We start from the raw sequence: 24,015 nt of genomic DNA, 5'->3' as shown, positions 1-24,015 counted from the left end.
ACCACTGAAGCCAGATCTTCGGGGGGGATGCTCCGTCCGGGAGGGGGTCCTGTAACTGACAGTAATTACTAGGTGTCGCCGCCTCCGCCACGGAAACACAGTCGTTCCACAAGGGCAAGAGGCTTTGCACGAAACTGGCAGACACCATCCTCCATGGACAGAGGTCAGACATAATCCCTATGTTCGGCTCATCCGCCCGGTATGAGTCGCCGGTCCGGCGACTGCGGGACGCTCGAGATCACCGGTCGTCCGCGCCCGCGAGGAGGGCATACGATGTCGAGCAGCAGTTACGCCTCCGAACGCCCCTCGGACGCCGCTGCGGCGCCGGGCGCCACCGCCTGGATCGGCCTGGTCGTGTTCGGCGCGATCATGCTGCTCGCCCTGGGCCTGTTCCAGGTGGTCGAGGGCGTGACGGCGCTCTACCGCGAGCAGGTGTTCGTGGTCACGTCGGACGAGCTGGTGCTCGAGCTGGACTACACGGTGTGGGGCTGGACGCATCTCGTCCTCGGGGTGCTGGCGCTGTCCGCCGGCTCCGGCATCATGGCCGGCTGGCTCTGGGCGCGGATCCTGGGCGCGCTGATCGCCGCGCTCGGCGCCTTCGTCCACCTGCTCTTCCTGCCCGCCATGCCGCTCTGGGGCGCGATCCTGATCACGATGGACCTGCTGATCCTGTACGCCCTGCTGGCGCACGGCGGCGAGGTCCGTCCGGCCCGGGTCGAGAGCTGATCAGATCAGCTTGAGGGCGCGGGCCCGGCGCACCGCCTCGTTGCGACGCGACGCCGACAGCTTGCGCAGAATGTTGCGGACGTGGGTCTTGACCGTGTTGATCGAGACGTACATCGAGGCCGCGATCTCCTCGGTCGGCAGCATCTCGGCCATCCCGCGCAGCACGTCCAGCTCACGCCTGCTCAGCGCCTCGACCACGATCGGCTCTGCCACGGACGTGCCGGCCGGTCCGGCGCCGAGCACGCGCTGCTGCACTGCGTGCCGCTCCTCGTCGCGCAGCAGCCGGCGCAGCCCGTTCCACACCTGGTGCACCGGACGGCGGTACGCCTCCGGACCCGCGACCGCCAGCGCCTGGCGCAACGCGTCCCGGGCGGCCGCGTCGTCGTCGCCCTGCGCCAGCATCGCCAGAAGTAGCCAGGCGTCCAGCACGACCGGCCGGGGCACCCCGCTCGTCCGGACCACAGCGGTGGCGATCGTGTGGGCCTGTTCGCCGTCACCCTGGGCCATCAGCACCGCGGCGTGGGTGACGGCCACGTCGGCGGTGCGCTTGTCGGGCAGGGCTGCGATCAGGCCGGCCGCCTCGGCGATGTGTCCCGTGACGATCAGCATCCGCGCCCGGCTCAGGACGGCCTCCCGGGCCAGCCACCGTGGCGCCTCCTCGCCGCTCTCCGACGCCGCTACCAGCACGCTCATCACCTGCCGGGTCTCGCCTCGAATCTGCAGCCGGCGCGCCTTGACCACGGCATAGGCGAGGACGGCGGGGCCGTCGGCGCCGGAGGCGCAGAGCGGATGCGCCGTGCGCAGGTGCCGGTCGGCAGCCTCGATGTCGTAACGCTCGAGGGCGACCCAGGCCAGCGCGACCTCGGCCGCGGCGGGCCACCGGTCGCGGCTCAGCCCGCATTCGCAGGCCAGGTCGAGAGCCTGCCGGGCGTACGCCTCGGCCCGGCCCAGCCGGCCCCGGTACGCCTCGGTCACCGCCAGCCGGCCCAGACAGTCGATCTTCACCAGCTCGGCGCCCGGCTCTGCCGCCGCCACCGCCTCGGCCAGGGCGTTCACCGTCTCGTCACCGGCGCTGTAGGCCCCCCGGGCCATCCCCTCGGCCGCGTACACGAGCATCCGCAGCTCGGGGTGACGGTCCAGCCGGCGCGGCGGCGCGACGGTCAGGAACGTCCGGACCACCGGGGCCAGCTCCTCGACCCGCTCGGGCTCCGGCCCGGCGGCCAGGGTCAGCAGCCGCATCAGGTGGAAGGCCAGCGTCAGCCCTTCGCCGCAGCTGCTGCCGTAGGCGGTGAGCAGCTTGCTCGCGTACGTGAACTGCTCGGCCGCCCGCAGGTGATCGCCGTCGCCGTAGCTCAGGGCGGCGCGAACCAGCACGGTCTCGGGGTTGGTCAGGTGCTCCGGCAGCCCGGCGAAGACGCTTCCCAGACGCCCGGCGCTGCCCTCGATCACGAGCCGGCCGAGTGCGAAGTCCTCGATCACCATCGTCGCCGCGCCCGTCCAGTCCCCGGCCTGCCGGCTGTGCGCCACCGCGTCGGCGAGCCGGCCGTGGCCGTACAGCCACGCGGCAGCCCGCTGGTGCAGCAGCGCCACCTGGTCGGGCTCGGCCCAGGCGAGCTGGGCCCGCAGCAGCTCGGCGAACAACCGGTGGTGGCGGTAGAGCCCGGTGCCGTCGCCGACCGGCTGGATGAACGCGTTCTCCCGGGTCAGAGCGCCGAGCAGGCGGCCGGCGTCGGTACGGGTGGTCACCGCCGCGGCGAACTCGGCCGTGAACGTGTCGAGCACGCTGGTCTCGAGCAGGAAGCGGCGCACGGCCGGCGCCTGATAGCGCAGAACCTCGCCGATGAAGTACTCGGCCACCGTCGACTCGTTCCCGGTGAACGCGGGCGCCGGGCCGGACTCGGTGGCCGCCTGCCGGGCCGAGGCGTACAGGCGGATACCCGCGGCCCACCCCTCGGTCTGCTCGAGCAGGTCGTCGAGTTGCTGCTCGGTGAGGTCCACGCCCTGCAGCGCGACCAGCCGGGCCGCCTCGTCGCGGCGGAACGCCAGGTCGGCCGTGCGTAGCTCGAGCAGCTGCCCGGCGAGCCGGTAGCGGTAGAGCGGCAGCGGCGGGTCCCACCGGCCGCTGAGCACCAGCCGCAGGGTGCTCGCGTGGCTCAGCAGGAACTCCAGCCCGGCCGCCCAGTCACGGCCGGCGAGCTGGGAGGCGCCGTCGAGCACCAGCACGACGGGGGTCGGCCACCCGGCCAGGGTCTCGGCGAGGCGGGCCAGGAACGGCCGGCCCGCCATCGCCCCGGGTGCGGCCGGGACCCGCACCGGAACCGGCACTCCCACCCTGTGCAGGCCCTCGACCAGATAGGTCCAGAAGGTGGAGCTGCGCTCGTCCCCGGGCTCGACGGTGATCCAGACGATCGGCCAGCGCACCGCCCGGCCGCGTACCCAGGAGGCCAGCAACTGGGTCTTGCCGCTCCCGGCCAGGCCGGTGACCACCGTGACCGGACCCTGCACCCCCTCGGTGATCCGGGCCGTCAACGCCGGCCGGTCGACCATGAACGGCGGTGGGGAGGGCACGACGAACTTCGAGGACAGCAGTGAACCGGCAGAATCCGCGCTCGTTTCGATGGACACCACGCAACCCCCTGCTAGTGACCCAAATCGATCTCCTGGTTCAGCGTCGGGCCCGCGCCCGGAAAGGGCATCGTCCGTATCGGATAATCCTCACCCTCGGTGCCGCCTTCATCGGCAATCAGTGCACAAGACGGTCGGCACGCAGCACATGTGCGGTCCACGCGGGCAGATCGACATAGAGCCCGTCCTCCACGAGCTCACCGCCGTCCCTGTCGAACACCTGTCCGTCGAGCAGGTCCGTCAAGCGCCAGCTGTCCCCGCGGGCAGACCACGGCACCCGTACGCGGGCCTGAGCCGGACGATCGCCGAAGTTCACGACGACCAGGTGGCGGCACTCGCCGTCGCGCCATGACCAGGCCAGAACGGCCTGGCTGCTCGGGTTGTCGGGCCAGCCCGAGCTCTCCAGCAGCTCCCACCAGCCGTGGTCGATGCGCAACCCGGCGAGCCGGCGGTAGAAGTCGCGCAAGTCCTCGTCGACCGGCTCGTCGGGGTACCGGCCCAGAAAAACCGGCAGCCGCACCGTACGACCCTCGAACTGCCCGTCGTGCCAGAGCGTGGCCCCGGGCGTGGTGGCGATCACGATCGCGGCGGGCCGTCCGCGCGCGCCGGGCACGGCGGAAGCAGCCCGTGGCTCGTCGTGGTTCTCGAGGAACCGGATCAGCCCGTCCTGATAGTCGAGCCCGGCCGTCAGATGCTTGCGCACGGCGTCCGCGTCCTCGTGCACGAGCCGGTCGTAGAGCCGCTTGTCGTAGCAGAAGTCGAAGCCCTGCTGCTGCAGCGTCCACTCCAGGTCCCAGTACGCCTCGGCGATGAACACGAACGGCCGGTCCCGTTTCACCTCGTTGATGATGGCGGGCCAGAACTCGTTGGCCGGCGCCGGCCCGACGCGGTGGCCCCAGGTGCGGGCGAAGACCTCGTTGGTCATCAGCATCGCCATGTCGCAGCGAACGCCGTCGCACTGCCGGGCGATCTCGTCCAGGGTCTGCACGGTCGCCCCACGCAGGCCCGGATCGAACGCGTTGAGCTGCACGACGTCCGGCCATGGGGGAAAGTACGGGTCCCGGCCGCGGGCCAGGATGTGCTCACCCGCGGCGAGCCAGGCGGCCGGGTCCCGCACCAGGTCGTCCTCCACGCCGTTGACGAACCATTCGGGACACTGGGTGACCGCGGGATGGTCCGGGGCCACATGGTTCGGCACGTAGTCGAGGATCAGCCGGACCCCGCGCCGGGCCAGCTCCTCGCGCGCCACGGCCAGCCCGGGACCGCCGCCGATCCGGGTGTCGACCTCGTACCGGCGTACGCAGTAGGGCGAGCCGACCACGTCGCTCGTGTGCAGGTCGGGCAGCGCCGCGTGGAAGTCCCGCCGCAGGCCCGGGTCGGCCAGCGCCACGGCGAGACCGGCCGGGCTGCGCTCCCAGACGCCCATCAGCCAGACCGCGTCGAAGCCCTCGAGCTCGTCCCAGACCTCGCCGGGAACGTCGCCCAGGGCGACCGGCCGCCGGTAGCGAGCGGCCAAACCGGTCAGCCACGGCCAGGTGTCGATCTCGTAGACGGCGGGGGCCTCCGGCCATCCGGTCATCGTTGCTCCTCCTCTTCGGGCGGGCGGTGGAAGATCCCGGACATGCCGCGCTCCAGCAGGTCCTGCCCGTCGAGTCCGGCGAACAGGCTGGGGAAGACCGCGACCAGCCCGGTCCAGCCGGTCTGATGGGTGGCGCCGAGCCCGGCCCCGTTGTCGCCGTGGAAGTACTCGGAGAACAGGATCAGGTCGCGCCAGTTCTCGTCGGCGAAGATCCGCTGACCGCCGTAGCAGGGCCGCAGCCCGTCCGGGCCGGGCAGGAAGATCCGGGTCAGGCGGTCGGAGATCTCGCGGGCCACCTCGAACAGCGTCATCCGGACGCCGGAGCCCGTCGGGCACTCGACGGTGAACTCGTCGCCGTAGCCGACGTACAGGTTGAGCAGGGCCCGGATCATCAGCGCGTTGACCGGGAACCAGACCGGGCCGCGCCAGTTGGAGTTGCCGCCGAACATGCCGCTGTCCGACTCGGCCGGCTGATAGGTCACGGAGTACACCCTGTCGCCCGCGCGGAACTCGAACGGGCGCTCGCCGTGCTGCTTGGAGAGCGACCTGATCCCGTACGGGCCCAGGAACTCGTTCTCGTCGAGCAGGCGGGCCAGAACGCGCCGCAGACGGCTCTCGTCGAACAGCGCCAGCAGCCGCTCCCCGCGGGGGCTCGGCGTCTTGGCCTCGGACAACATCGAGGTCAGGGCCGCGTGCCGGTCGAGGAACTCGGCGGCCTCGGTGAGCAGCTGGGGGTGCCGCTCGACCTCCGCGCGGTCGTAGACGGTGACCGCGGCCAGCGGCAGCAGCCCGACCATCGAGCGCACCCGCAGCCGTTCGGCGTCACCGCCGGGCAGCCGCAGCAGGTCGTAGAAGAAGCCGTCGTCCTCGTCCCACATCGCCGCCTTGCCGGGTGCGTTCACGGCCACGGCGATCCACGCGAAGTGCTCGAAATAGGTCTGCGCGTCCTCCAGGTAGACCGGGTCCTCCACGGCCAGCTCCAGCGCGATCTGCAGCATGGTCTGGCAGTACAGCGCCATCCAGGCGGTGCCGTCGGCCTGGTCGAGGTAACCGCCGGTGGGCAGCGGCGCGCTGCGGTCGAAGACGCCGATGTTGTCCAGCCCGAGGAAGCCGCCCTGGAACACGTTGTTGCCGTCGGCGTCCTTGCGGTTGACCCACCAGGTGAAGTTCTTGCCGAGCTTGTGGAACATCCGCTCGAGCCAGTCGTGGTCACCGCTGCCGGTGCGGGCCTTCTCCAACTCGTGGACCAGGTACGCGGCCCAGGCGTGCACCGGCGGGTTGACGTCGCCGAAGTTCCACTCGTACGCGGGGATCTGCCCGTTGGGGTGCTGATATCGCCGGCTGAGCAGCAGGTCCAGCTGGCCCTTGGCGAACTCGGTGTCGACCAGGGCGAAGGCGACGGCCTGGAAGGCCAGGTCCCAGGCCGCGAACCACGGGTACTCCCAGGTGTCGGGCATCGAGATGACGTCACGCGCGTACAGGTGGTTCCATTCGCCGTTGCGGACGCCGGTGGCGTTGAGCGGGTCGAGCCCGTGTTCGATGAGCCACTGCTCGACGTCGTAGCCGAAGTACTGCTTGCTCCACAACAGCCCCGCCACTGCTTGCCGCACGACCTGGCGCTCGGCGTCACCCAGCCGCGGCGGGAGCAGGTCGTCGAAGAACTCGTCGGCCTCGGAGCGGCGCTCATCCACGATCATGTCGAACGCGTCGGTCGAGCCCCCGCCGGCCGGGTCGGGCCGGTCGGCCAGCCGCACCCGAACCGTGGCCGAGCCGCCCGGGGGCACGTCGAGGAAGCAGTCGAGAGCGACCTTCGTGCCCTCGTGATCGGGGTTCACCGCGCCCTTCTCGCCGTGCACGACATACCGGTCGACGGCGTCCTTGACGTACGGGGAAGGGTTGGGTTGCCCGAAGAGGCGCTCGGTGTTGGTCTCGTTCTCGGTGAACAGCGGCTCGTGCTCGGTCAGGCAGGACAGCCAGCGGGCGCCGAGCCGCTCGCAGACGGCCTCCACGCCCCCCTCGACCTGCCGCAACCGGGGCCGGGAACCGCCCGCGGCCCACGTGTTGCGGAACCACAGCGTCGGCAGCACCCGCAACCCGGCCCGCTCCGGACCGCGGTTGTGCACGGTGATCCGCAGCAGGATGTCCTCGGGGCCGGCCTTGGCGTACTCGGCGATCACGTCGAAGTAGCGGTTGCCCTCGAAGATCCCGGTGTCGAGCAGCTCGTACTCGAAGGCGTCGCGGCCGCGCTCGCGGTTGGTGGCGACCAGATCCTCGTACGGGTAGGCCCGTTGCGGATATTTGTAGACCATCCGCTGGTACGAGTGGCTCGGGGTGCCGTCGACGTAGAAGTAGTACTCCTTGACGTCCTCACCGTGGTTGCCCTCGGCGTTGGTCAGGCCGAAGAAGCGCTCCTTGAGGATCGGGTCCTGCCCGTTCCACAGGGCCACCGCCAGGCACAGCGTCTGCTCGTCGTCGCTGAACCCGGCAATGCCGTCCTCACCCCACCGGTAGGCCCGCGATCGCGCCTGCTCGTGCGGGAAGTAGCTCCAGGCATCGCCGCCGGGGCTGTAGTCCTCCCGTACCGTGCCCCACTGCCGTTCGCTCAGATAGGGGCCCCAGCGCCGCCACGGCGCGGCGTCGTCGAGGCGCCTTTGCTCGGTGTTCACCATGCCGCCAGCGTCGGCCGAGGACAGTCCCGGTTCGTCACCCGTCACGGATGAAACACGCTGGACGCCACCCGGTCCGGGGCCGGGCAGCGTCCAGCGGCAGAGCGCTAGCCCTGAGAACCGTGCAGCGCCTCCTGCAGCTCCTCCTCGGTCTCCTTGGGCAGCGACGACTTGAGCACGGTGCCGCCGTACTTGCTCAGCGCCTCCACCGCCTTGTCCGGGGTCACCGCCTCGACGACCATGAACAGGGCCGAGGTGCCCGGCTTGAGCTCGTCACGGATCCGCTCCTGGAAGTCCTTGTTGATGGCGTTCTTCGCGATCTTGCCGGTGAGCGCGCCCAGGCCGGCGCCGACGGCCATGCCCAGAACGGGAACGAAGAAGAGCATGCCGAACAGCAGGCCCCAGAACATTCCCCAGGTCGCGCCGCCGCCGACCGCGTGATGGTTCGTGGTCACGTGGTACTTGCCCTCGTTGTCCCGCGTGATCACCGCGATCGCGTCCGGCTGGATGATGAGGTCCTTGGCCAGCCGGCTTGCCTCCTGCGAGGCGGCCGTCGCCGTGGTCTCGTCGGGGTACCCGATGGCGATCAGAGTTGCCATGGTCCACCTGCTCCTTCTTGAGCACATGAGTCGGTTGCCGCCCAGTGAGCCACACGGCACGGAACAGACACTTCACTCCGCAGGGATGAACTTCCCGCGCTGTTTCCGGAGGACCGTCCGGTGAGGGCGTCGATAGGAGAGGGCCATGCGGGAGCGTTACGAGATTCGGATCCGGGGCTATCTGGGCCCGCTGCTGCGGACGGCGGTCGGCAAATTGCGGTACCGCACGCTGCCGTACCAGAGCACGATCCGCGGCCGGCTCACCGACGCCGGCCTGGAACGGCTGCTCGACCGGCTCGACCGGTCCGGCATCGAGGTGGTCTGCCTGAGCCGCGTGCCGGCCGAATCATCCGCTGCGGATGGCGTGGGGACCGGGGCCCGGTCACAGGATCGGGCCGAGGCCGTCTGACGAGGAGACAAGCATGACCGAGACAGAGTCACGGCAGACATACGACGAGCCGTACGCGCAGCCCCGCCACGGGCAGCCGTCCGGGTGGGTGGGCATGGTCGTCTTCGCCGGCGTCATGCTGCTGATGCTGGGCGGGTTCGAGATCATCGAGGGGACCGTCGCGCTGTTCAAGGACGACTTCTACCTGACCACCCGGCAGGGACTCGTCATTCCGATGGACTTCACGGCGTGGGGCTGGACGCACATCCTGCTCGGGGCGATCGGGGTGCTCACCGGTCTGGGCATCCTGGCCGGCCAGATGTGGGCGCGCGTGGTCGGCATCGTCATCGCGGTGCTGAGCGCGCTCGCGAACCTGATGTTCCTGCCGGCGTACCCGTTCTGGTGCTCCATCGTGATCGCGGTGGACGTGCTGATCATCTATGCCCTGTCCGTGCACGGGCGCGAGGTCAGGAACTGAACATGAGCCGCCTGGTGGCCCGGCCGCCAAGGCACACTCTCCGGATCGCCGGTCGCGGCAACGGCGCCGCGCCCGGCGATCCGGCCGGTCTGCCCCGCGGCGTGGTCGTACTGCTCGGTACGGCGTGCCTGGTGATCGCGGTGGCCGGCATCCGCGCCACAGCCGAGCTGCTGGCGCCGGTGATGCTCGCGCTGATGCTGACGGTCACCGCAAGCCCGCTGACCCAGTGGCTGCGCCGGCACGGCAGCCCCGTCTGGTTCGCCATGCTGGCGACGATCATCACCGTCTACGTCGTGCTGTTCGCGCTGGGATCGGCCCTGTTCGTGTCGGTGGCCCGGCTCATCGACCTGCTGCCGCAGTACCAGGCCCAGTTCGCCGGTCTGCGTGACGACCTGGTCACGGGGCTCAGCGGGCTGGGGGTCAGCGCCGCCCAGCTGCGCGACCTGGTCGCCGGGGCCGATCCGGCCACGTTCGTACGGCTGGCCGAGGGCCTGGTCGGCGGCCTGACCGGGCTGCTGTCGAACACGGTGTTCCTGCTGGCGGTGCTGTTGTTCATGTGCCTCGACACCGTGTCCTTCCCGGAGCGGCTCACCTCGGTCACCGGCGAACGGCCGCAGGTGGTGACCGCGCTGCGCACCTTCGCCCAGGGCACCCGCCGCTACCTGCTCGTCTCGACCGTCTTCGGACTGATCGTCGCCGTCTTCGACACCGTGCTGCTGTGGTGGCTGGACGTGCCTCTGCCGCTGTTGTGGGGGCTGCTGTCGTTCATCACGAACTACATCCCCAACGTCGGCTTCGTCATCGGGCTGATCCCGCCGGCGCTGCTCGCGCTGCTGCAGGGCGGCCCCGACCTGATGCTCACGGTCGTGCTGCTCTACTGCATGGTCAACTTCGTGATCCAGTCGGTGATCCAACCCAAGATCGTGGGTGACGCGGTCGGGCTCTCGGCCACCGTCTCGTTCCTGTCGCTGGTCTTCTGGACCTGGGTGCTGGGGGCGCTCGGCGCGCTGCTGGCCATCCCGCTGACGCTGCTCGCCAAGGGCCTGCTGGTCGACATCGACCCGTCCACCCGCTGGCTCAACGTGCTGCTCACCGGCGGCCGGGCGCCGGACTCCCCCACCCGGGATGAGGCGCCGGCGCGGCCGCGCCGCCCAGCATGACGGCATGACCACGTTCACCGTATGGAAGTACGACTCGCCCGAGAAGGCCGAGCAGGTCGCCGACGTCCTCAAGAACGCCGCCCAGGACCACCTGGTCAAGATCGTCGACTACGCCGTCGTGACCTGGCCCAAGGGCGCCGAAAAGCCGGAAACCCACCACGAGCACGAGCGAACCCGGCACGCCACCGGCTGGGGCCTGTTCTGGGGCGTGGTCGTCGGCGGGCTTTTCCTGGTGCCGGTCGTGGGCGGCGCGGTCGGCGCCACCGTGGGCGCGATCGCCAAGTCCGTCGAGGGCACCGGGATCACCCGTGAGCAGCTCGAGAAGATCCGCCTCGAGGTCACCGAGGGCACGTCGGCGCTGTTCCTGGTGACCGACGAGGGCAACCTCGACCGGCTGGGCGAGCGCTTCCACGGCTTGCACACCACGCTCATCGCGACCAACCTGACCAAGGAGGAGCAGGAGATCCTGCTCGACACCTTCAGCGATCATCTGAGGTGACCATGCCTACCGCCGACCAGCGTGCCGCGGTGGGGCGGGCCGCCCGCAAGCAAGTCCCACCGTCCGCGCACGCCGATTTCGCCCCCGCCGCCGACCGGCCCGACCCCGTCGAACTGCTCCTGTCGCAGGAGCAGGACCGGCTCGCCGAACTGCTGCCCATCCGGCACGGCCGCATGTTGGCCTCGCCGTTCGCCTTCTACCGGGCCAGCGCCGTGATCATGGCAGCGGACCTGGCCTCCACCCCGCACTCGGGCCTGACCGCACAGATCTGCGGCGACGCCCACCTGAGCAACTTCGGCATGTTCGCCTCTCCCGAGCGCCGCCTGGTCTTCGACCTCAACGACTTCGACGAGACCGGCCCCGGGCCGTGGGAGTGGGACCTGCTGCGCCTGCTGGCCAGCCTCGAGCTGGCCGGCCGGGCCAACGGCCTGCGGCGCAAACAACGGTCGGCGGTCGTCACGGCCGCGGCCCGGTCCTATCGCGAGGCGATGACGCAGTTCGCGGGTCAGCGTGAGCTGGAGGTGTGGTACGCCCGCGCCGACGTCGAGGAGTTCGCCGCCCAGCTCGGCAAGGGCGGGCGCAAGCGGCTCACGACGGCCGGGGCCAAGGCGCGCGGGCGCAACAGCCTGCAGGCGTACCGGAAACTCACCGCCGTGACCGGCGGGCGCCGCCGCATCGTGGCCGACCCGCCGTTGCTCGTGCCGGTGGCCGACCTGGTGCCCGAGGTGGAGCGCAAGGAGCTCGAGGCCCAGATCCGCGACATGCTCGACGGTTACCGCGAAACGCTCATCGAGGACCGGCGGCGGTTGTTCGACCGGTTCGAGTTCGTCGACCTGGCCCGCAAGGTCGTGGGGGTCGGCAGCGTCGGCACCCGCTGCTGGATCGTGCTGCTGACCGGCCGCGACGACCAGGATCCGCTGCTGCTGCAGGTCAAGGAGGCCGGCCCGTCGGTGCTGGACGGGTACTCGCCGGCGGCCGACACCGAGGAGCACCACGGCCGGCGCGTCGTGCACGGCCAGCGGCTCATGCAGGCGGTCAGCGACATCTTCCTCGGCTGGCAGCACATTCCCGGCTTCGACGGGCGCGGCCGCGACTTCTACGTCCGGCAACTGCGCGACTGGAAGGGCTCGGCGGTCGTCGAGGCCATGGATCCGGACGGGCTGCGGCGCTACGGGCGGGTGTGCGCCTGGACGCTGGCCCGGGCCCACGCGCGCAGCGGCGACCGGATCGCCATCGCCGCGTACCTGGGCGGCGATGACCGCTACGACCAGGCGTTCGCCCGGTTCGCCGCGACCTACGCCGACCGGACCGAGCGGGATCACGCCGCGTTCGCGCGGGCGGTGGCCGACGGCCGGGTCGAGGCTCAGACCGGCATCTGAGCGGCGGCCTGCTCGCGCCGCGCGATCAGAGTCACCGCCACCTCGTACGCCGCCAGCAGCAGCGCGATGATCAGCAGAGAGGTCCACGACGACAGGATCAGCGCGAGCACCACGGCGACGATCACGCCGGCCACCCGTACGGGATCAAGGTGGCCGGCGATGAACTCGGGGGCCTGCCGCATCTTGGCCCAGCCCGCGGAGGCCCCCCGGGCGGCCTGCCGCCGCAACCAGACCGGCATCCGCCCAGGGCCGGCCAGATAGGCCAGCAGGGCCAGGATCGCCCCGATCCACAGGATCTGCTGGCCCCGCTCGCGCAGCGTCGCGAACACCGCGGTCAACGCGGAGTCCACGCCGTCGCGATAGATTCCGTCGGGCACCTGGGCGAGCACCTCGCGGCGGACGGCCCGCAGCACCGCCGTCACCACCACCGCGGCGATCACGAGCCAGAGGCCGAGCTGCAGGGCGGTCCGGCGCCGCCCGGGCGAGACGACGAACGCCGCGATCAGCAGCAGCACCGTGATGACGCCGAAGAGCACCAGGTAACGCTTGGCCGTGGCCACCCCCTCCTGGGCTGCCTTCAGCCGACCGGCGTCATAGACGGTGAACTGGGCGAAGTTGGCCGGCAGCGTGACGCCCACCTGCTCCTCGACCCGCTGGCGCAGGTTCTCGGGCAGGGCGCCGCTGCTGAGGTCGGGCAGCGAGATCTGCTTGCCGAACAGCGTGGGCAGCTGCGCGCTCAGCTCCCGCATGGCCTGATTGATCAGGGGCAGCAGGTCGATGTCGATGTGGTCCTCGGAGGCCACCACGACGGTGCTGTCCCCCTCGATCACGGTCATGATCCGCTGGTGGACCCGGCGATTGAGCTCGGCCCACACCACCTGGAAGCGATCGCTGCGCAGCACGGTGTCGACGGTGCGGCGCACCTGCTCACGCACCTGCCCGGCGATCGGCCCGGCGGCGAAGCCGGCCTGCTGCGGGAGCACGTCACGCAACCGCTGTTCGACGTCGACCACCTCGAAGAGCTGATCAGTCGCGTACGCGGCCACGGCCGCCGACACCTTGGGGTCCTGCGGCAGCGGGGCGACCGTGGCCACCCAGCGCTCGGTGTTCAACGTCGTGCGTGCCGCCCAGAAGCCGACCACGCTCGTCACCAGGGCGAAAGCGGCCAGAGCGACGAGGATCGCCGCGGCCGCCCGCCGGTACGCCGCCGCGCCGGCCCGCCGTTTGCGGCCCGCCGCCAGCTCGGCCCGCAGGCCGGCCACCTCCGCGCGGAGCCGGTCGAGCTCCCCGGCGCCGCCGGGCGCGGTCACAGGCCCCTCGCCGCCCCGCGCGGTCACAGGCCCCTCGCCGCCCCGCGCGGTCACAGGCCCCTCGCCGCCCCGCGCGGTCACAGGCCCCTCGCCGCCCGGCGCGGTCACAGGCCCCTCGCCGCCCCGCGCGGTCACAGGCCCCTCGCCGCCCGGCGCGGTCACGGGCCCTTCCTTGCCGGGCCTGGTCACGGGTCCGTCGTCGCCGGGTCTGGTCGCGGGTGCGGGACTGGCGGTCGTCATGAGATGACGGTCGCGAAGCCCGCCGGGCGCGGCATCATCCGCCCGGGATGAAGCTGCGCCGGGCCCGGTGGCGGACGCTCAGGTCCATGAGCAGCCTGAGCACTGTCCGGCGGCGGACGGCCGACGCGTACGACGTCCTGCGCGGCCGCCCGCCCAAGCCCGACTACGGAATCCTGATCGTCTTCCCGCTGATCGCCGCGTCCGCGGGCGCACTGATCGGCATCGGCGTGGACCAGGCCGTGGTGCGCCTGACGAGCAGGCGCAACGGAGCACACGAGACCCCCGAGAAGCCGGCGCGCGGACCCGCGCTGGTGCACAACTGAGGAGAAGGCATGCCTGAGGATTTGCAGACGATGGGCCCGGTCGACTACCTGTGCCTCGAGTTCCCGGCCGGCAGCCTCAACGGCTCCGCGATGCCGCTGCTGCTCGACCTGGTCGACCGTCGCATCATCCGGGTGCTCGACATCCTGTTCGTACGGAGCGGCGCCGACGGCTCGGTGTTCACGATGGACGGCGGCGAGCTCGACGCGAACGGGCTGGGCGCCTTCCACGGCGCCGCGTCCGGCATGCTCGGCGGCGACGACCTGCGCGACATCGGCCGGGTGCTGTCGCCCGGAGCGTCGGCGATGGTGCTCGTCTACGAGAACCTCTGGGCCGCTCCCTTGACGGTCCAGCTGCGGCGCAACGGCGCCCACGTGGTCGCCGGCGGCCGCATTCCGGTTCAGGACCTGCTGGCGGCGCTCGACGCCACCGAGCCGGCCGTCACCTCGCAGGGCGGGTGAGCACGATGCCTGGACTGCTCCGGGGCATCGCCCGCACCGCCGTCGTCGCGGGGACGGCCACGGCCGTCTCCAACCGTGTCTCCCGCCGCCAGGTCGGCCGCTGGTCGCGGCAGGCCGAGGAGCAGGAGTACCAGGAAGCCGCCCCGGACGACATGACGGCCAAGCTCGACCAGTTGCGTCAGCTCGGCGAGCTCAAGGCCCAGGGCGTGCTCACCGACTCCGAGTTCGAGGTGCAGAAGTCGCGCCTGCTCGGCGGCTGACGGATGGCTGCGACCGGCGTCGTGGCCTCGGCCAGCGCGTCGACGAAAGCCTTCGTCGGCCCGTACGCCCGCCACAGCCGGCGCTGCCGCTGCGCCCCGGTCCCTCCGCGCCGCAGCCGTTCGAACCCCGCGTAGACCTCGCCCGTGTCCCCCGCCCGGTCCAGCTCCGGGGTGATGCGGGCGAGCAGCGCCGCCGGGTCGGTGTGCCCGAAGGCCGCGTTCATCAGCCGGGCCCGGATGGTGGCGTCCGGCTCCGGAAGGATCTTGACCCGTCCGCGCACGTCCCCGATCAGCGTGGCCACGAGCGCCCGTACGACCCCCGCGAACACGACGGTGTCGAGCGGGTCGAGCAGAGTGTCGCCAACCCGCACCTCGATGGTCGGAAAGCGCGGTGAGAGCCGGGCCAGGAAGTAGATGCCCTGCGGGTCCATCGCGGCCCCGTTGGCGACCAGGGCGCGCACCGCCTCGTCGTAGCGTTCCGCGCCCGCCCACACGCCTGGCGGCCGGAACGTCGGCCAGTAGTGTTGCGCGTGGTATCGGTGGCTGGCCCAGCCGGTGTCGACGCCCCGGGCGATCGGTGAGTTCACCGTCAGCGCCAGCAGCGCGGGCAGCCACGGCCGCATCCGGGTCAGCACCGCGGCCGCCAGCTCGCGGTCGGGCACGCCGATGTGCACGTGGCAGCCGCAGGCCGTGCCGTGCGCCGCGGCCTCCGGGAAACGCCGGGCCAGTTCGCGGTAGCGCTCCAGGTCGGAGACGACGACCGGGGGGCCGGTGTCCAGCGGTGCGGTGCCCGCGGCGACCAGGCGTACGCCCAGCCGGTCGGCGGCGTCGGCCGCGATCAGCCGCAACCGGCCCAGCTCGCGCCGCAGCTCCGCGAGGTCGGTGACGACGGTCGTCGCCGTCTCCACCTGGTAGGCCATGAACTCCGGCTTGATCTGCTCGGCGCACCCGGCCCGGCTCACCACCGCGGGGGCCGCGGGGGCGAGCGCCCCGTCCGGTTCGAGCAGCAGGAATTCCTCTTCGACACCCAAGGTCAGCATGGTCGGTGATCCCTTCAGGAGCTGCGGACTACGGCGGTGCGCGCGATCTTGTCGTGGATCCCCTGGTGCCGGCGGTTCACCAGGAGCCAGAGCGCGCCGATCGGGAAGTAGGCGAGCACCAGGGCACGTACGAGCGCGGCGAGCCAGCGAACCGGCCCGCCGCGGGTGGTCACGACCCGCAGGCCCAGCACGGCCATGCCCGGGGTCCGCCCGGCCAGCAGCCAGAACAGGGCGCAGTAGATCGCGAGGAGGGCGGGCAGGAAGACGACATAGGTGGAGACGACCGCGCGGGCCAGCTCGCGGGCCTCGTAACCGACGACCGAGGCGACCAGCCCCAGGACGGCCGCCGCGGCGCCGGCGAGCACCGAGACGATCAGGGCGTCCAGCACGTACGCGAGGAAGCGACTGACCAGCCCGGCGTAGGTGTTCACCGCGAGTCGGTCGGGGCCCGCCGGCCCATCCGCAGGGTGAGCCGGTCAACAGCCTCGTCGCCGGCCGTGGCCGAGGAACGCACCCGGCCGACCACTTCCTCGACGATCGTCTCGCGCTGACCCCGTACGAGCACGCGGATGCGGTCGGGCTCGTTCTCCAGCAGCCGGAGCACCCGTTCGAGCGGGATGTCGATCAGCTGGTCGAGCATCCGCGAGCCGGCCGTGGTGACCCGGCCGCGTTCGATCGCGCCCCGCTCGGCCAGGCGCTCCCGCAGGCCCGAAGCCCCGGCCTCCCAGCTGCCCACCCGGGCACGCAGCCGTTCGGCTACGAGCACGGCGTTCTCGCGCGTACGGACCACGGCCCCGATCGCCACGTCACCCCAGCCGAGCAGTCCTGGTGAGGTCATGACACACCCGCCTTCCGTCGGAGCACGATCTTGCGGAGTTCGGTCGGCACGATCACGACCAGGCCGACGAGCAGGCAGACCGCCCACTGGCCGAGGTTCAGGCTGGTGGTCTGCAGGATGCGCTGGAACAGGCCCAGCTCGGTGGCGAGCAGGATCGCCGCGACCGACATCCCCGTGGTGATCAGGAAACGCCGGTCGCCGAAGGTCTCCAGGCTGAACACCGAGCGGATGTCACTGCGGACCGTGAACGAGAAGACCAGGTTCGCGATGGAGAACGAGGTCAGGCCCATGGTCCGGGCCACCTCGACGCCGTACTCGCGGTCGGCCGCCCAGATCAGCACGAGCGTGGCCACACCCATGATCAGGCCGACGATGCCCAGCCAGCCCAGCGCCCGGCCGGTCAGCAACGGCTCGTCGGAACGGCGGGGCGGCCGGCGCATGATGTCCGGCTCGGCCTTGCCGTATCCGAGGCCGACCGACTGGAAGACCTGCGTGGTGAAGTTGAGCCACAAGGTCTGCAACGGCACGAACGGCACCCCGGCGGCGATGTTGAAGATGCTGGCCGACAGGAACGTGACGATCATGGCGGCGAGCACGCCCATCTGGAAGAAGATGTACTTCTTGAGGTTGGCGTAGAGGGCCCGGCCCAGCTCGACCGCCTTGACGATGGTGGCGAAGTCGTCGTCGGTCAGGATCATCGCGGCGGCTTCCTTGCTGACCTCGGTGCCGGTGATCCCCATCGCGATGCCGATGTCGGCCTTCTTGAGCGCCGGGGCGTCGTTCACGCCGTCGCCGGTCATCGCGACGATGTGGCCCTTGCGTTTGAGCACCTCGACCAGGCGTACCTTGTGCTCCGGGGTGACCCGGGCGATCACGCCGATGCCGCCGATCTCGCGGTCGGCCTCCTCGTCGCTCATCGCGGCGAACTCGGCGCCCGTGATCGCCCGCCCGCGGATGCCGAGTTTGCCGGCGATCGCGGCCGCCGTCACCGCATGGTCGCCGGTGATCATGCGGACCTCGATGCCCGCCGCGTGGGCCTGCTCGATGGCGGCCTGCGCCTGCGGTCGCGGCGGGTCCACGATGCCGACCAGGGTGAGCACGGTCAGCCCGTCCAGCATGGCCAGCAGATCCCCGCCGGGGTCGAACGTCTCAGGGTCGAAGTCCTTGCTGCCGGTGGCCATCACCCGCAGGCCCTGCTGGGCCAGCCGGGTGTTCTCGGCCAGGTACCGCACCCGGAACGCGTCGTCGACCGGGACCGGGGTGAGATCGTCGCCGGGCACCTGACCAGCGCGCATCAGCAGCTGGTCGGGCGCGCCCTTGACGAAGCAGCGGATCACGCCGTCCATCCGGTGGAAGGTCGCCATCATCTTGTACGCGGCGTCGAACGGCAGCTCGGCCACGCGCGGATACCGTTCCCGGGTCGCCTCCGCGTCCAGCCCGCCCTTCTCGGCCAGCACCACCAGAGCGCCCTCGGTCGGGTCGCCGATCAGTTTGCCGTCGCGCACCACGGCGTCCGAGGCCAGGATCATCGGCAGAAGGAACGGCTCCAGCGGCACCTCGGGCTGCCCCGCCACCCGTTTGATCACACCGTCGGTGGCGTAACCCCCGCCCGAGATCAGGTAACGGCGCCCGGGGATGGTCATCTCGGTCGCGGTCATCTGGTTGAGCGTGAGCGTGCCGGTCTTGTCGCTGTTGATGGCCGAGGTCGAGCCGAGCGTCTCGGTCGAGCGCAGGCGCTTGACGATCGCGTTGGCCCTGGCCAGCAGCTGGGTGCCGAGCGACAGGATCGTGGTGACCACGGCGGGCAGGCCGGTCGGGATGGCCGAGATGGCGAACGCGATGGCCGCGGTGAACACGACGTTGAACGAGTTGCCGCGGGCCAGGTTGATGACCACGGAGGCGAACAGCGCGATGCCGGCCACGATCAGGATCTGGTTGGTCAGCTTGGCCAGCTGCCGGGTCAGCGGGGTCTCGGCGTCCTTCTCGGTCTGCAGCATGCCCGAGATGCGGCCGACCTCGGTCGTCATGCCGGTCGCGGTGACCACCAGCTCTCCCGAGCCCCGGGTGACGTTCGTGTTCATGTACGCCATGTCCGCGCGGTCGCCCAGGTCGGTGTCCACCTTGGCGATCGCCTCGACGTTCTTGGCCACCGGCAGGCTCTCGCCGGTGAGCGCCGACTCGTCGATCTCAAGCATCGCCGCGCGCAGCAACCGCCCGTCGGCGGGCACGACATCACCCGCCTCGACCAGCACGACATCACCGGGCACAAGCTCCTCGGCCGCAAGCTCGGTGAGGGTTCCGTCCCGCCGCACCTTGGTCTTGATGATCATCATCTTCTGCAGCGCGTCGATGGCGGCCGCGGCCTTACCCTCCTGATGCAGCCCGAGCGCCGCGTTGAGCAGGGTGAGAGCGATCAGCAGGACACCGGTTCCCCACTGCTTGAGCGGAAAGAGGCTGCCGATGCCGGCTGCCAGGAGCACCAGCTGCATCGGGTCGGCGTACTGCCGTACGAAGGACCGCCACCAAGGTTCCTTCTTGGTCTCGGCGAACTTGTTGGGCCCGTGCTGAGACCGGCGTTTCGTCGCCTCCTCGCTGCTCAGACCGCTGCGCTGATCGACCTGCTCGGCCTGCAGCGCCTCGATCACGGACAGCACGTGGAACGCGGGCGCCTGCTTGTCCTCGGTCATCGTGGCCATCGAGGGCTCCTCACCACTGGGGCCGGGCGGCCGGGCGCGCCGCCACCGGGATCAGGGCCGACTTGCCGACACCGGCGACCAGGGACCCGATCGCCACCCCCAGCACGAAATTCAGGCCGGAGGTGTAGAACCGGGCGCCGGTGCTCGCATCCGTGACGAACGGCGCGAGCATGCCCACCACGGTGGCCAGGGCGATCACCCAGCCGAAGAACCGCATCGGCCGGGGTGTGGTCAGCAGCAGCACGTGCAACAGCCCGGTGGCCAGCAGGGCCGCCACTCCGGCGCCGAGCGCGTACCAGCCGGTCGACGCGTCCCCCCACGTTCCCTGCCCCTTCGGCGCCAGCACCTCGACGTCGAACAGCCCCCGCCCCAGCAGAATCCCGGCCACAGCGATCAGAGCCGCCACCGCCGCCGTCGCGGCGCCGCCGGCCCACAACTTCCCCGCGTTGACGGCCGGGCTGGGCCGCGGATCGAGGGGTACGTTCATTCCGGACATGCTGTCCTCCTGGGTCAGCCCACAGATGCCGCCCTGAGCGTCCCCGCGCCCCCTCCCCCGGTCCTCATCCGCAGGGAATGAACCGCCCGCCGGCCCCGGCCCACGCCTCCGGCGGGCACGAAGCGGTCAGCGTGTTCCTGTTCCGGCGCGCGACCCGTCAGAGGCGGATACGCCAGGAGTAGTACGTCGCGGCCCCGGTCGCTGTTCTCAGGGGGACCCGGCGGCTCTGCTCCCGGGCAGACGCGGCAGGGGTCGCCCGCTGCCCATCATCGGTGCATCACCGGCCGGCCCGGACCGCCGGACAGGCCCGCCGTGCCCTGTCCCGACCCGGCCGATCTGGAACAGTTGATCGTTACGGTGCGTGAGGCGGGCCTGCCGGTCACGTTGCGACGCACGGGCGGCTCCATGTGGTCATGGGACGTACCCACCGCGTGCTGAGCGCCTCGAGCCGGCGAAGTCGCGGGACGCGATCATGACGGGTCACCGGCGCTTGTCGGGGACCAGGCCGGTGCGTACGGCGTGCAAGGCGGCCTGGGTGCGGTCGGCCAGGCCGAGCTTCATCAGGATGCTGGACACGTGCGTTTTGACGGTTTTCTCGGCCACGACAAGGGCGCGGGCGATCTCGCGGTTGGAGCGGCCCTCGGCGATCAGGGCGAGCACGTCGAGCTCGCGGACGGTCAGGACCGGGCCGCCGGCGGTGGTGGTGCCGAGCAGGCTTGCGGCGACGTCGGGTTCGAGCAGCAGGTGGCCCGCGTGGACCGACCGGACCGCGGCGACCAGTGCGTTCGGGTCGACGTCCTTGGAGAGGTAGCCACGGGCGCCCGCATGCATCGCGGCCGCCAGACGGTCGCTGAAGCTGGAGACCACCAGAACCTTGGCGGGAAGGCTGCGCCGGCGCATTTCCCGCAGCACCGCGACGCCGTCCATGCCGGGCAGCACCATGTCGAGCAGCACGACGTCGGGCTCGGTCGTCTCGATGAGTTCGAGGGCGGTGGGCCCGTCGGCCGCCTCCCCGGTCACGATCAAGTCCCCGGCCAGGTCGAGAAAGGTCCGCAACCCACTCCGTACGGCGGGATGGTCGTCGACGATGAGCACACGGATCTCAGACACCGGGCACCTCCAGCCGGACGACCGTGCCCCGGCCCGGCGACGACGTGATCGTGGCCTTGCCGCGCACCTGGCAGGCCCGGTCACGCATCGAGCGGAGGCCCAGGCTGCGGCCCGCTTTCAGGGTCTGCTCGACGTCGAAGCCCGTCCCGTCGTCGGCCACCTCCAGCACCCGGCCGGCCAGGCGCACCTCGATCAGCGTCGCGCCGGAATGGCGTACGGCGTTGTGCAGTGCCTCTTGAGCCACGCGCAGCATCACCGTCTGCTGGGCCGGGGGCAGCACCGCGGGGTCTTCGTCGTGGAACACGAGCTTGGGGACGGACGCCCGGTCGAGGATCCGCACCTGTTTGCGCAGCACATCGGTCAAACCGTCCTGCTCGAGCCGGGCCGGCCGCAGCTCCAGCACGGCGGCGTGCAGTTCCTCGGCGGCCTCGCGGGCCAGGGCGGACACCTCGGCCAGCCGGAGCCGGGCCGCGGCCGGGTCACGGGCGATCAGCAGGTCGGCCGCCTGCGCGGTGAGACGCAACCCGAACAGCCGCTGGGCGACCGCGTCGTGCAGGTCATGGGCGAGCCGTGCCCGTTCCTCGGCGATCGTGAGCTCGCGGTTACGCTCGTGCAGGCGGGCGTTGGTCAACGCGATCGCGGCGTGCGCGGCCAGGACGCGTACGAGCTCCTCGTCCTCGTCGGTGAAGCCGCCCGGCTTGTTGGCCAGGTAGAGCGCGCCCAGAATCTCGTCGCCGCTGACGATGGGCACGCCGAGGAACGCCTGAAGCACCGGGTGCGCCGACGGCCACCAGGCGAAACGCGGGTCGGCGCGGATGTCGTCGAGCCGCTGGGCCCGGTGCTCGCGCAACATGACGGCCAGGAAGCCGTGCTGGCGGGGCAGCGGTCCGATCGCCGCCTGCTGCGCGTCGGTGACCCCGGAGACGAGGAACTGGGCGAACGAGCCGCCGTCGTCGGGCACGCCGAGCGCCGCGTACTCGGCCGAGGCCAGCTCGCGGGCGGTGTCGACGATGGTCTGCAGCACCTCGGGGACGGTGAGCTGGTTGCTCACCGCCAGCACGGCTGCCGACAGGCGGCGCGCGGTGTGCAGGGGTTCCACGCGCCCACGATAGCCATCCCGCCCAGCAGCGGCCTGGGGCGATGGTCCTAGGACCAAGGTCGGAGTACGAAGGCGACCGCGGCCCGAGGCCGGACCGGGGCGCCGGCGAGCAAGGTCGACGCATGACACAGACAGCCGTGATCACCGGAGCCTCGCAGGGGCTCGGCGCTGCCCTCGCCCGTGGGTTGTCGAGCGCCGGGTGGAACCTCGTCATCAACGCCCGCACCGGGAAAGACCTTGAACTTGTCGCGGAGTCGTTGACGAACGTCGTGGCGATCGCCGGGGACGTGGTCGACGACGACCACCGGGCCGAACTGGCGGCGGCCGCGGACAAACTGGGCGGCGCCGACCTGCTGATCAACAACGCGTCGACGCTCGGCGGCAGCCCACCGCCCGCGCTCGGCGACTTCCCGCTGCCCGCCTTGCTCGAGACGTTCGAGGTCAACGTGCTCGCCCCGATCGCGCTGACCCAGCTCGTCCTGCCCCAGCTGCGGCAGTCCTCACGCGGCGCGGTGCTCAACATCAGCTCGGACGCGGCCGTGGAGGCGTACGAGGGATGGGGTGGGTACGGCGCCGCTAAGGCCGCGCTGGATCATGCGAGCCGGGTGCTGGCCAAGGAGGAGCCGGGGTTGCGGGTGTGGTCGGTCGACCCGGGTGACCTGCGCACACGACTGCAGCAGCAGGCTTACCCGGGCACGGACATCTCGGACCGCCCACCGGCGTCATCGGTGGTTCCGTACTTCCTCCAGCTGCTCGACGAGCGGCCGGAGTCGGGAAGGTACGTCGCCCGGTGACCACCTTCACGGTCCCACCCGTCCTGGAGGCCCGCGCCCCGGCCGAGGCCCGTGGAGTGGCGCGGGACGGCGTACGGCTGATGGTGAGCCGGGGCACGGCGGTGAGCCACCACCGGTTCACCGATCTGCCCGGCCTGCTCGACCCGGGTGACCTGCTCGTGGTCAACAATTCGGCCACGCTGCCCGCCGCGATCGAGACCATCGACGGCGTACGGGTCCACGTCTCGACCGAACAACCCGACGGCACCTGGCTCGTCGAGCCACGCGACTTCGACGCGGCACGGCCCGGTCTGCGCCTGCGGGTGCCCTCGGGTTCTCTGACGTTGCTGCGCCCGTTCACTTCCCGGCTGTGGGTGGCGGCGGCCGACGTGCCGGGCGGTCGCGTGGAGTACCTGACCCGGCACGGACGCCCGATCCGATACAGCTACACGGATCGCGACTGGCCGATCTCGACGTACCAGAACGCGTACGCCACCGTGCCCGGCAGCGCCGAGATGCCCAGCGCGGGGAGGCCGCTGACGGGGGCGGTCCTCTCCGCGCTGGCCGGGCGGGGTGTGCTGGTCGCCCCGCTCACTCTGCATACGGGCGTGGCCTCGGCCGAGGTGGACGAGCCGCCGTACCCGGAGTGGTTCCGGGTGCCGTCGTCGACCGCCTCGCTGATCGGGCACGTGCGCCGATCAGGAGGCCGGGTGATCGCGGTGGGCACCACGGTCGTCCGGGCGCTCGAGACGGGCACGCCCGAGGGCTGGACCGACGTGGTGATCGGGCCGGACCACCCGATCCGTTACGTCGACGGGCTGCTGACCGGGTTGCACGAGCCACGGGCATCCCACCTCAAGATGCTGACAGCCGTCGCCGGCGAGGAAGCGCTACGAGCAAGCTACGAATCAGCACTACGCGAACGCTACCTGTGGCACGAGTTCGGCGATGTCCACCTGCTGTTGCGCTGAAGGCAAGCTTCAACGTGCGGAATCGCCGAGCCCTCAGGTGGCCACCAATCGCTCCAACGATCATCCGCGCCTGGAGTACTCGGGGAGGTGACCACGATGGATTACTCATACCGGCAGTCGGTATGCATTGCTCGAACGCAGCCGTCCTAGATATTTCGGCTGCAACTATCGAGTAGCTTGCCGAGACGCTAGCCTGAGCCCATCGACAGACGTCAAGTCGGTGGAACCTCAAGCCTGCGAGGAGGGCCATTGATCGTGCGGCTGCCGACCAGGTTGTCGGCGAGGACGTTACAGGAGTCCC

At 71.1% G+C, this 24,015-nt stretch carries 23 protein-coding genes; 11 read left to right on the top strand and 12 right to left on the bottom strand.

What is annotated here, in order from left to right; all coding sequences use genetic code 11:
* Positions 1-273 precede the first annotated feature (273 nt).
* A complete protein-coding gene (locus C8E87_RS34295; protein WP_133877575.1) occupies positions 274-726 on the top strand; it encodes a DUF7144 family membrane protein in 453 nt (150 codons plus the stop codon).
* On the opposite strand, the gene C8E87_RS34290 is transcribed toward C8E87_RS34295, so the two are convergent.
* From C8E87_RS34290 to C8E87_RS34275, 4 genes are all read right to left on the bottom strand, one after another.
* Positions 727-3,351, bottom strand: coding sequence for a winged helix-turn-helix domain-containing protein (locus C8E87_RS34290; RefSeq protein ID WP_239080468.1), 2,625 nt, complete (start codon positions 3,349-3,351; stop codon positions 727-729).
* A gap of 118 nt (positions 3,352-3,469) precedes the next feature.
* A complete protein-coding gene (locus C8E87_RS34285) occupies positions 3,470-4,930 on the bottom strand; it encodes an alpha-amylase family protein (protein WP_133877574.1) in 1,461 nt (486 codons plus the stop codon).
* Positions 4,927-7,599 (bottom strand): MGH1-like glycoside hydrolase domain-containing protein, encoded by a 2,673-nt coding sequence (locus C8E87_RS34280; RefSeq protein WP_133877573.1) that lies wholly within the window; start codon positions 7,597-7,599, stop codon positions 4,927-4,929. Before C8E87_RS34280 ends, C8E87_RS34285 begins: the two co-directional genes overlap by 4 nt.
* 104 nt (positions 7,600-7,703) lie before the next feature.
* A complete protein-coding gene (locus tag C8E87_RS34275; protein WP_133877572.1) occupies positions 7,704-8,195 on the bottom strand; it encodes a DUF1269 domain-containing protein in 492 nt (163 codons plus the stop codon).
* Between the two features lie 145 nt (positions 8,196-8,340).
* Between C8E87_RS34275 and C8E87_RS34270 the strand changes: the two genes are divergently transcribed.
* From C8E87_RS34270 to C8E87_RS34250, 5 genes are read left to right on the top strand one after another with little or no spacing between them, the layout of a single operon-like run.
* A complete protein-coding gene (locus tag C8E87_RS34270) occupies positions 8,341-8,604 on the top strand; it encodes a DUF8691 family protein (RefSeq protein WP_203720837.1) in 264 nt (87 codons plus the stop codon).
* 13 nt (positions 8,605-8,617) lie between these two features.
* Positions 8,618-9,061, top strand: a complete 444-nt coding sequence (locus tag C8E87_RS34265) for a DUF7144 family membrane protein (protein WP_133877571.1) — start codon at positions 8,618-8,620, stop codon at positions 9,059-9,061.
* A gap of 2 nt (positions 9,062-9,063) precedes the next feature.
* Positions 9,064-10,221, top strand: a complete 1,158-nt coding sequence (locus C8E87_RS34260; protein WP_133877570.1) for an AI-2E family transporter — start codon at positions 9,064-9,066, stop codon at positions 10,219-10,221.
* Between the two features lie 4 nt (positions 10,222-10,225).
* A complete protein-coding gene (locus C8E87_RS34255; RefSeq protein WP_133877569.1) occupies positions 10,226-10,720 on the top strand; it encodes a DUF1269 domain-containing protein in 495 nt (164 codons plus the stop codon).
* Between the two features lie 2 nt (positions 10,721-10,722).
* The gene (locus tag C8E87_RS34250) at positions 10,723-12,099 is read left to right on the top strand and encodes a DUF2252 domain-containing protein (protein ID WP_133879129.1); all 1,377 of its coding nucleotides are present in this window, start codon (positions 10,723-10,725) and stop codon (positions 12,097-12,099) included.
* Here the strand turns inward: C8E87_RS34250 and C8E87_RS34245 are convergent.
* Entirely contained in the window at positions 12,084-13,649 is a 1,566-nt protein-coding gene (locus C8E87_RS34245; protein ID WP_243755188.1) for a hypothetical protein, read from the bottom strand. The genes C8E87_RS34250 and C8E87_RS34245 overlap by 16 nt on opposite strands.
* 86 nt (positions 13,650-13,735) lie before the next feature.
* Here C8E87_RS34245 and C8E87_RS34240 point away from each other — a divergent pair, with 86 nt between their 5' ends.
* The 3 genes from C8E87_RS34240 to C8E87_RS34230 are packed head-to-tail and all read left to right on the top strand — an operon-like array spanning position 13,736 to position 14,691.
* Positions 13,736-13,972 carry a hypothetical protein gene (locus C8E87_RS34240; protein ID WP_133877568.1) on the top strand — a complete coding sequence of 79 codons (237 nt, stop codon included), beginning with the start codon at positions 13,736-13,738 and terminating at the stop codon, positions 13,970-13,972.
* Between the two features lie 9 nt (positions 13,973-13,981).
* Positions 13,982-14,431, top strand: a complete 450-nt coding sequence (locus C8E87_RS34235; protein ID WP_203720835.1) for a DUF6325 family protein — start codon at positions 13,982-13,984, stop codon at positions 14,429-14,431.
* A 5-nt stretch (positions 14,432-14,436) separates the two neighbouring features.
* Positions 14,437-14,691 (top strand): SHOCT domain-containing protein, encoded by a 255-nt coding sequence (locus C8E87_RS34230; protein WP_133877567.1) that lies wholly within the window; start codon positions 14,437-14,439, stop codon positions 14,689-14,691.
* On the opposite strand, the gene C8E87_RS34225 is transcribed toward C8E87_RS34230, so the two are convergent.
* The 7 genes from C8E87_RS34225 to C8E87_RS34195 all read right to left on the bottom strand — a co-directional run bounded on the left by C8E87_RS34225 (position 14,610) and on the right by C8E87_RS34195 (position 21,970).
* Entirely contained in the window at positions 14,610-15,731 is a 1,122-nt protein-coding gene (locus C8E87_RS34225) for a carboxylate-amine ligase (protein ID WP_133877566.1), read from the bottom strand. The genes C8E87_RS34230 and C8E87_RS34225 overlap by 82 nt on opposite strands.
* Before the next feature lie 14 nt (positions 15,732-15,745).
* Positions 15,746-16,162 (bottom strand): RDD family protein, encoded by a 417-nt coding sequence (locus C8E87_RS34220; protein ID WP_133877565.1) that lies wholly within the window; start codon positions 16,160-16,162, stop codon positions 15,746-15,748.
* On the bottom strand, positions 16,159-16,569 hold the full coding sequence (locus C8E87_RS34215; protein ID WP_133877564.1) for a hypothetical protein: 411 nt from the start codon (positions 16,567-16,569) through the stop codon (positions 16,159-16,161). Before C8E87_RS34215 ends, C8E87_RS34220 begins: the two co-directional genes overlap by 4 nt.
* Entirely contained in the window at positions 16,566-19,265 is a 2,700-nt protein-coding gene (locus tag C8E87_RS34210; protein WP_239080466.1) for a cation-translocating P-type ATPase, read from the bottom strand. The genes C8E87_RS34215 and C8E87_RS34210 overlap by 4 nt, the downstream gene beginning before the upstream one ends.
* Before the next feature lie 10 nt (positions 19,266-19,275).
* The gene (locus C8E87_RS34205) at positions 19,276-19,752 is read right to left on the bottom strand and encodes a DUF6069 family protein (RefSeq protein ID WP_239080465.1); all 477 of its coding nucleotides are present in this window, start codon (positions 19,750-19,752) and stop codon (positions 19,276-19,278) included.
* Positions 19,753-20,241: 489 nt separating this feature from the next.
* Positions 20,242-20,871: a response regulator gene (locus C8E87_RS34200; protein ID WP_239080464.1), complete on the bottom strand. Its 630-nt coding sequence runs from the start codon at positions 20,869-20,871 to the stop codon at positions 20,242-20,244.
* Positions 20,864-21,970, bottom strand: a complete 1,107-nt coding sequence (locus C8E87_RS34195) for a GAF domain-containing sensor histidine kinase (protein WP_133877562.1) — start codon at positions 21,968-21,970, stop codon at positions 20,864-20,866. Before C8E87_RS34195 ends, C8E87_RS34200 begins: the two co-directional genes overlap by 8 nt.
* A gap of 122 nt (positions 21,971-22,092) precedes the next feature.
* Here C8E87_RS34195 and C8E87_RS34190 point away from each other — a divergent pair, with 122 nt between their 5' ends.
* Together C8E87_RS34190 and C8E87_RS34185 are read left to right on the top strand one after the other, a co-directional pair.
* A complete protein-coding gene (locus tag C8E87_RS34190; RefSeq protein WP_133877561.1) occupies positions 22,093-22,764 on the top strand; it encodes an SDR family NAD(P)-dependent oxidoreductase in 672 nt (223 codons plus the stop codon).
* Complete coding sequence (locus C8E87_RS34185) at positions 22,761-23,714, top strand: S-adenosylmethionine:tRNA ribosyltransferase-isomerase (RefSeq protein ID WP_203720834.1); 954 nt, start codon at positions 22,761-22,763, stop codon at positions 23,712-23,714. Before C8E87_RS34190 ends, C8E87_RS34185 begins: the two co-directional genes overlap by 4 nt.
* Positions 23,715-24,015: the final 301 nt, after the last annotated feature.

This window comes from Paractinoplanes brasiliensis, assembly GCF_004362215.1.
Classification (GTDB): Bacteria; Actinomycetota; Actinomycetes; order Mycobacteriales; family Micromonosporaceae; genus Actinoplanes; species Actinoplanes brasiliensis.
This window is presented reverse-complemented; position numbering and strand designations above follow the sequence as displayed.

Coding starts and splice junctions, on each gene's coding strand:
- C8E87_RS34295 (WP_133877575.1), top strand. CDS start 274: ATGTCGAGCAGCAGTTACGCCTCCGAACGCCCCTCGGACGCCGCTGCG.
- C8E87_RS34285 (WP_133877574.1), bottom strand. CDS start 4,930: ATGACCGGATGGCCGGAGGCCCCCGCCGTCTACGAGATCGACACCTGG.
- C8E87_RS34280 (WP_133877573.1), bottom strand. CDS start 7,599: ATGGTGAACACCGAGCAAAGGCGCCTCGACGACGCCGCGCCGTGGCGG.
- C8E87_RS34275 (WP_133877572.1), bottom strand. CDS start 8,195: ATGGCAACTCTGATCGCCATCGGGTACCCCGACGAGACCACGGCGACG.
- C8E87_RS34270 (WP_203720837.1), top strand. CDS start 8,341: ATGCGGGAGCGTTACGAGATTCGGATCCGGGGCTATCTGGGCCCGCTG.
- C8E87_RS34265 (WP_133877571.1), top strand. CDS start 8,618: ATGACCGAGACAGAGTCACGGCAGACATACGACGAGCCGTACGCGCAG.
- C8E87_RS34260 (WP_133877570.1), top strand. CDS start 9,064: ATGAGCCGCCTGGTGGCCCGGCCGCCAAGGCACACTCTCCGGATCGCC.
- C8E87_RS34255 (WP_133877569.1), top strand. CDS start 10,226: ATGACCACGTTCACCGTATGGAAGTACGACTCGCCCGAGAAGGCCGAG.
- C8E87_RS34250 (WP_133879129.1), top strand. CDS start 10,723: ATGCCTACCGCCGACCAGCGTGCCGCGGTGGGGCGGGCCGCCCGCAAG.
- C8E87_RS34245 (WP_243755188.1), bottom strand. CDS start 13,649: ATGACGACCGCCAGTCCCGCACCCGCGACCAGACCCGGCGACGACGGA.
- C8E87_RS34240 (WP_133877568.1), top strand. CDS start 13,736: ATGAGCAGCCTGAGCACTGTCCGGCGGCGGACGGCCGACGCGTACGAC.
- C8E87_RS34235 (WP_203720835.1), top strand. CDS start 13,982: ATGCCTGAGGATTTGCAGACGATGGGCCCGGTCGACTACCTGTGCCTC.
- C8E87_RS34230 (WP_133877567.1), top strand. CDS start 14,437: ATGCCTGGACTGCTCCGGGGCATCGCCCGCACCGCCGTCGTCGCGGGG.
- C8E87_RS34225 (WP_133877566.1), bottom strand. CDS start 15,731: ATGCTGACCTTGGGTGTCGAAGAGGAATTCCTGCTGCTCGAACCGGAC.
- C8E87_RS34215 (WP_133877564.1), bottom strand. CDS start 16,569: ATGACCTCACCAGGACTGCTCGGCTGGGGTGACGTGGCGATCGGGGCC.
- C8E87_RS34210 (WP_239080466.1), bottom strand. CDS start 19,265: ATGGCCACGATGACCGAGGACAAGCAGGCGCCCGCGTTCCACGTGCTG.
- C8E87_RS34205 (WP_239080465.1), bottom strand. CDS start 19,752: ATGAACGTACCCCTCGATCCGCGGCCCAGCCCGGCCGTCAACGCGGGG.
- C8E87_RS34190 (WP_133877561.1), top strand. CDS start 22,093: ATGACACAGACAGCCGTGATCACCGGAGCCTCGCAGGGGCTCGGCGCT.